The sequence below is a fragment of the Leclercia sp. GLN_9 genome (assembly GCF_043105735.1).
Taxonomy (GTDB): Bacteria; Pseudomonadota; Gammaproteobacteria; order Enterobacterales; family Enterobacteriaceae; genus Enterobacter; species Enterobacter adecarboxylatus.
In genome coordinates, this window is sequence record NZ_JBICLV010000030.1 from 1 (window position 1) to 5,526 (window position 5,526).

Here is a 5,526-nt window from a genome sequence, read left to right on the forward strand (position 1 = left end):
GCTTCGCGGTACACTCAGCTTATTCCTCCAGGCTTTCGGGTCGGGCACCAGCCTGCATCCCTGCAGGCTATGCCCTCTCGGCGCGTCCCTGCGCCTCGCCCCGGCCTTTCGGAAACGCTTCGTCGATTTTCAGCCGGACCTGGGAGTCGCTGTAAGTCTTTTAAAATATTGTGATTATTTCATTGCATTAAGCGTAAGAAAATGACGGGTGATCCCTCTCTCCTTAAGGGAGAGGGAACCGTCCGGGCGCGTGTGTTAACATAGGTGCCCTTTTTTCAGCGCCGGGAAACTCATGCAAACCACGTATTCCACGTTTCTCCTCGCCGGGCGCACCGTCCATCAAATTACCTTCGATCCCGCGACCTTTACCGAGGCCGATCTTCTGTGGCTTCCTCACCATGAACAGCTGAGCAGTGCCGGGCGCAAGCGCAAAGCCGATCATCTCGCCGGGCGCATCGCCGCATTTCATGCCCTGAACCGCCAAACCCTTCCCGGCATCGGCAGCAATGGCGAACCGCTGTGGCCTGCGGGTGTCTGCGGCAGCATTTCACACAGCGGTTCACTGGCGGTGGCGATATGTCAGGAAAAGGGCCTGGTGGGTATCGATTGTGAAGCCATCATTGCCGAAAATGAAGCCCGCGACATTCAGGACGGCGTAGTCGATACCCAGGAGGCTCAACGGCTCGCGGAGAGCGGCCTCCCCTTCGATCTGGCCTTCACGCTCGCCTTCAGCGCGAAAGAGAGCCTGTTCAAAGCGCTGTTTCCCCAGGTGCAGACGTGGATGGGCTTCGAGAGTGCGCGCGTGACGGCGCTTACGTCCGACACCCTGACCTTAACCCTCACCTGCCCTCTCCCGCCCTTTGTACAAAATCAGGCATTTACCCTTTACTGGTGCCGCATCGACGCACAGGTTATCACCCTGATCTGTGATGCATAACGGCTCAGGATCGTGATCCTTTTCTCCTTTTAAACAAATTAGCTGCCTAAACCGTAGACAGTTTTAGCAGGCAGTCTTATCGTTACATTGAATAATAAATCATTATTGAATAAATATTCAATGTGGAGAAAAAGAATGAACACGACCTTTGTAAAATCCGCTTTACTGGCCTCAATGATCGCCGCTTCCGGTTCCCTGTTTGCCGCCGATCACGGACTCATTGCGATTATTACCCCCTCACACGACAACCCGTTCTTCAAGGCAGAAGCCGACGGCGCGGCAGCGAAGGCAAAAGAGCTGGGTTACACCACGCTTGTCGCCTCGCATGACGACGACGTGAACAAACAAAACCAGCTGATTGAGACCGCCATCGCCCGTAAAGCGAAAGCGATCATTCTGGACAACGCCGGGGCAGACGCCACCGTCGGTCCGCTGGAGAAGGCAAAAGCGGCAGGCGTCCCTGCCTTCCTGATCGATCGTGAAATCAACAAAACCGGTATTGCGGTGGCGCAGATTGTGTCGAACAACTATCAGGGGGCACAGCTGGGTGCAGAGAAGTTCGTGAAGCTGCTGGACGGCAAAGGCAAATACGTTGAGCTGCTGGGCCGTCCGTCGGACACCAACGCCCATGTGCGCTCCCAGGGTTACCACGATGTTCTGGACGACTACCCGGACATGAAGATGGTAGCGCAGCAGACCGCTAACTGGAGCCAGACCGAAGCCTTCACCCGTATGGAAGCCATTCTGCAAACCAACCCCGATATCGTCGGCGTGATCTCCGGTAACGACACCATGGCGCTGGGTGCTGAAGCGGCGCTGAAGGCCGCCGGGAAGAACAACGTGATTGTGGTCGGCTTTGACGGCAGCGACTACACCCGCGACTCGATCCTGAAAAACGGCAACATCAAAGCCACGGTCCTGCAACCGGGCTGGCAGCAGGCGCAGATGGCGGTGGAACAGGCGGATTACTACCTGAAAAATGGCAAAGCGCAAAAAGACGAGAAGCAGCTGATGGATTGCGTGCTGATCGATGAAACCAATGCCAGCAAGCTGAACCTGTTTAACCTCAGCAAATAAGCGGAGGCCGTATGCGTTTAACACAATGGGGCGCGGCGCTGACAGGCGCAGCCGCCCTGTTGCTGACGGCCTGCACGGTGGTGGATCTGGATGAGAACGGCAAGCCAATCATGCCTGCCGATCCCAACGCCAAAGCCAGCTTTGACAACCAGACACCCCAGCAGATCGCGCAACAAACCTGGCAGCCGCGGATCCTCGACGCCGCCAAAAATCATGCGCTGGATGCCAGCGCCCTCTCCACCCAGCTGAAAACGCCCTCTGACAAGCCGCAGAGCGTCTTTGTACGGCTGAGCGGCAAAGTGGAGCGCGTAGAAGCCAGCAATGCCAACGAGCAGAAACTGGTGATGACGGTGAACGGCCAGCCGCTTGAGATCCAGAGCGGCCCGGTGATGCGCGGTAACGCCATCCGCGACGCCGCCGGTTTCCGTTTCGATGAATTTACCAACCAGGTGCAGTATGCCCAGCTCTCCCGCGCCTTAAACCGCGAGGCGGTGAAGCATCTGCCTAAAGTGGATGACAGCTGGCGCGGCAAAAATGCCACCGTGCTGTTCGCCACCACCCTCACGGGCGGAAAAGCGAACGAGGCGGCGGCGCTGGAACTGAAACAGGAGGCACCGTGATGAGCGATAACCCGGCAGAGGACATTATCCTCAGCACCCAGGGCATCTCGATGCTGTTCCCCGGAACCGTGGCGCTGGATAAGGTCGATTACCGCGTCTGGCGCGGCAAAGTGAACGTCATTATCGGTGAGAACGGCGCCGGGAAATCGACGCTGATGAAAATCCTTGCGGGGGTGCAACAGCCCAGCCTTGGCGAGATGTGGCTCAACGGCAAACAGGTGGCGTTCTCCAGCACCCGCGACGCCGCCGCTCACGGCATTGGCATGGTGCACCAGGAGCTGAACCTGTTTGAGAACCTCAACGTGGCGGAAAACGTCTTCCTTGGCCGGGAGCTGCAAAAGGGCGTGACGCCGATCAACGAGGCGGAGCAGGAGTCCCGCACCGCGGCGCTGCTGAAACGCCTCGATCAGCCCATCTCTCCGCGCGAGCTGGTTGGCAACCTGAAGGTGGGGCAGCAGCAGCTGATTGAGATCGCCAAGGCGCTGGCGGAGGACGCCGACATTCTGATCCTCGACGAGCCGACCTCGGCGCTCAGCAAAACCGAGGTGGAGATCCTGTTTCGGGTGATCCGCGAGCTGACCCGCCAGGGGGTCACCATCATCTATATCTCCCACCGGCTGGAAGAGCTGATGGCGATAGGCGATGTGATCACCATCCTGCGCGACGGCAAATTCCAGGCCGAGGCGAAGGTAGAGGATATCGACGTGCCGTGGATTGTGCGCGAGATGCTCGGTAGCGATCCGGTGAGCAATTTCCTCGAGCCGGGCCGCACCTTTGGCGCACCGGTGCTGGAGGCCGAACATATCACCTGCGTGAATGCTGCGGGCAACACGGTGGTCAACGACGTCAGCTTCCAGGTGAACGCCGGGGAGATTGTCGGTATTTACGGCCTGATGGGGGCCGGGCGTACCGAGCTGTTCGAGTGCATGCTCGGCACCGAGCGCAACTATCTGGGCAAGCTGTGGCTCGACAGCAAACCGGTGCCGCAGCGTTTAACCACCGCCGAGCGTATCCGCATGGGGATGAGCCTGGTGCCGGAAGACCGCAAACGCACCGGGATTTTCCCTGGTTCGTCGGTGGCCAGCAACCTGACCATCGCCAGCCTGTGGCGACGTTTGCAGCGCGGTTTCACCATTGCGCAGAAAGCGGAGCAGGAGGTCGTGGCCAGCACCATTGGCAATCTGTCGATCAAGGTCTCCACCCCGGAGGTGGAGATCCAGGCGCTCAGCGGCGGCAATCAACAAAAAGTGGTGATTGGCCGCTCGCTGCTGACCAATCCGAAGGTGCTGTTCCTTGATGAGCCGACGCGCGGCATTGACGTGGGCGCCAAAGCGGATGTGTTTCGCATGATGGTGCAGCTGTCGCAGCAGGGTATCGCGGTGGTGTTTTCCACCTCGGACCTGAAAGAAATTATGGCGGTATCGGACCGCATTCTGGTGATGTCCGGCGGCAAACTGACCGCCGATATTGTTCGCGATCGGGCCGATGAATCGGCACTGGTAACTGCAAGTGCTCAGGGGTTCTAAGATGAAAACAACACAGTCTGTCGCGCTGGTGCCGCAAAAAGGGGCCGCGCCTTCCCGGGAAAAACTGCTTCTGCTGTTGCTGAAAATGCGCACCTTCATTGCGCTGTTTTTAATTGTCGGCTTTTTCACCATGACCGTGCCGGGTTTTCTCTCCGCGGGCAGCCTGGTGATCATGATTAAGCATATCGCGATCAATGCGTTTCTGGCGCTGGGGATCACCTTCGTGATCATCACCGCCGGGATCGACCTGTCGATTGGGGCGACGCTGGGGCTGTGCGGGATGATCGCCGGGTGGATGATCACCAAAGGGATTGTGCTGCCGATGTTTGGCATCGCTATTTTCCCGAGCGTGTGGGTTATCGTGCCCGTCGTGCTGCTGATTGGCGCGCTTATCGGGGCGGTGAATGGCTGGATCATAACCCGCTATAACGTCGCCCCGTTCATTTGCACCCTTGGCACCATGTACGTGCTGCGCGGGGCCTCGATGCTCACCTCCGACGGCCAGACCTTCCCGGGGCTGTCCGGCAACCCGCAGTTGGGCAATACCGGCTTCGATGAGATTGGTGCCGGGACGCTGCTCGGTATTCCGTGGGCCATCTGGATGATGATTGTGCTGGCGCTGGTGATCGCCTACATCGCCCGCCGCCTGCCGTTTGGCCGCCACGTTTACGCCATTGGTGATAACGAGCGCGCCGCCGAGCTTTCCGGGGTGCGGGTCAAGCAGGTCAAAGTGCTGGTCTATACCCTGTCGGGCTTCTGCGCCGCTATCGCCGGGATTGTGGTCTCCGCGCAACTGCTGGCAAGCCACCCGGCCAACGGCACCGCGTTTGAGATGAACGCCATCGCCGCGGTGGTCCTGGGCGGCACCTCGCTGGCTGGCGGGCGCGGAACCATTCTCGGCACGCTGATCGGCGCTTTCGTGATCGGCTTCCTGGCCGACGGCCTGGTGATGATGGGCGTTAGCGAGTTCTGGCAGATGGTGATCAAGGGGATTGTGATTATCGTTGCGGTGATCATCGACCAGATGCAAAACCGGATGCAGCAGAAAGCGGCGGTAGTGGCGCAAAAGGCGGTAATGGAGGGGAAATAGCGTCTGAGTGGGCTCTAAGCCGTGTGACGGAGGCAAACGCAAAACGGCAACCCGGGTTGCCGTTTTTAATGTTTGTACCCTCTCCCTGTGGGTTCCCGACAAAAAATATTGGCACGGTCAGCCCCCTCTCCTCTTTGGGGAGAGGGTTGGGGTGAGGGGAAACATGCGGACTCCCTGTGGGCTTAGGGTGCCCCACAAAAAATTGGCACGGTCGGCCCCCTCTCCTCTTTGGGGAGAGGGCTGGGGTGAGGGGAAACATGCGGACTCCCTGTGGGC

General features: G+C 59.0%; 5 protein-coding genes. All 5 read left to right on the plus strand.

Going from position 1 to position 5,526, the window contains the following annotated elements; all coding sequences use genetic code 11:
- Positions 1-292: 292 nt before the first annotated feature.
- Complete coding sequence (gene entD, locus ACF8PE_RS19020; RefSeq protein WP_392495176.1) at positions 293-937, plus strand: enterobactin synthase subunit EntD; 645 nt, start codon at positions 293-295, stop codon at positions 935-937.
- 135 nt (positions 938-1,072) lie between these two features.
- Positions 1,073-2,014 carry a D-ribose ABC transporter substrate-binding protein gene (locus ACF8PE_RS19025; protein ID WP_392495177.1) on the plus strand — a complete coding sequence of 314 codons (942 nt, stop codon included), beginning with the start codon at positions 1,073-1,075 and terminating at the stop codon, positions 2,012-2,014.
- 11 nt (positions 2,015-2,025) lie between these two features.
- A complete protein-coding gene (locus ACF8PE_RS19030) occupies positions 2,026-2,634 on the plus strand; it encodes a DUF2291 family protein (protein ID WP_059308547.1) in 609 nt (202 codons plus the stop codon).
- Entirely contained in the window at positions 2,634-4,160 is a 1,527-nt protein-coding gene (locus ACF8PE_RS19035; RefSeq protein ID WP_072250926.1) for a sugar ABC transporter ATP-binding protein, read from the plus strand. Before ACF8PE_RS19030 ends, ACF8PE_RS19035 begins: the two co-directional genes overlap by 1 nt.
- A gap of 1 nt (position 4,161) precedes the next feature.
- A complete protein-coding gene (locus ACF8PE_RS19040) occupies positions 4,162-5,250 on the plus strand; it encodes an ABC transporter permease (protein ID WP_032616970.1) in 1,089 nt (362 codons plus the stop codon).
- The last annotated feature ends 276 nt before the right edge of the window (positions 5,251-5,526 follow it).

Bases quoted from the DNA above. Each gene is read 5' to 3' on its own strand.
- entD (WP_392495176.1), top strand. From the start codon at position 293: ATGCAAACCACGTATTCCACGTTTCTCCTCGCCGGGCGCACCGTCCAT.
- ACF8PE_RS19025 (WP_392495177.1), top strand. From the start codon at position 1,073: ATGAACACGACCTTTGTAAAATCCGCTTTACTGGCCTCAATGATCGCC.
- ACF8PE_RS19030 (WP_059308547.1), top strand. From the start codon at position 2,026: ATGCGTTTAACACAATGGGGCGCGGCGCTGACAGGCGCAGCCGCCCTG.
- ACF8PE_RS19035 (WP_072250926.1), top strand. From the start codon at position 2,634: ATGAGCGATAACCCGGCAGAGGACATTATCCTCAGCACCCAGGGCATC.
- ACF8PE_RS19040 (WP_032616970.1), top strand. From the start codon at position 4,162: ATGAAAACAACACAGTCTGTCGCGCTGGTGCCGCAAAAAGGGGCCGCG.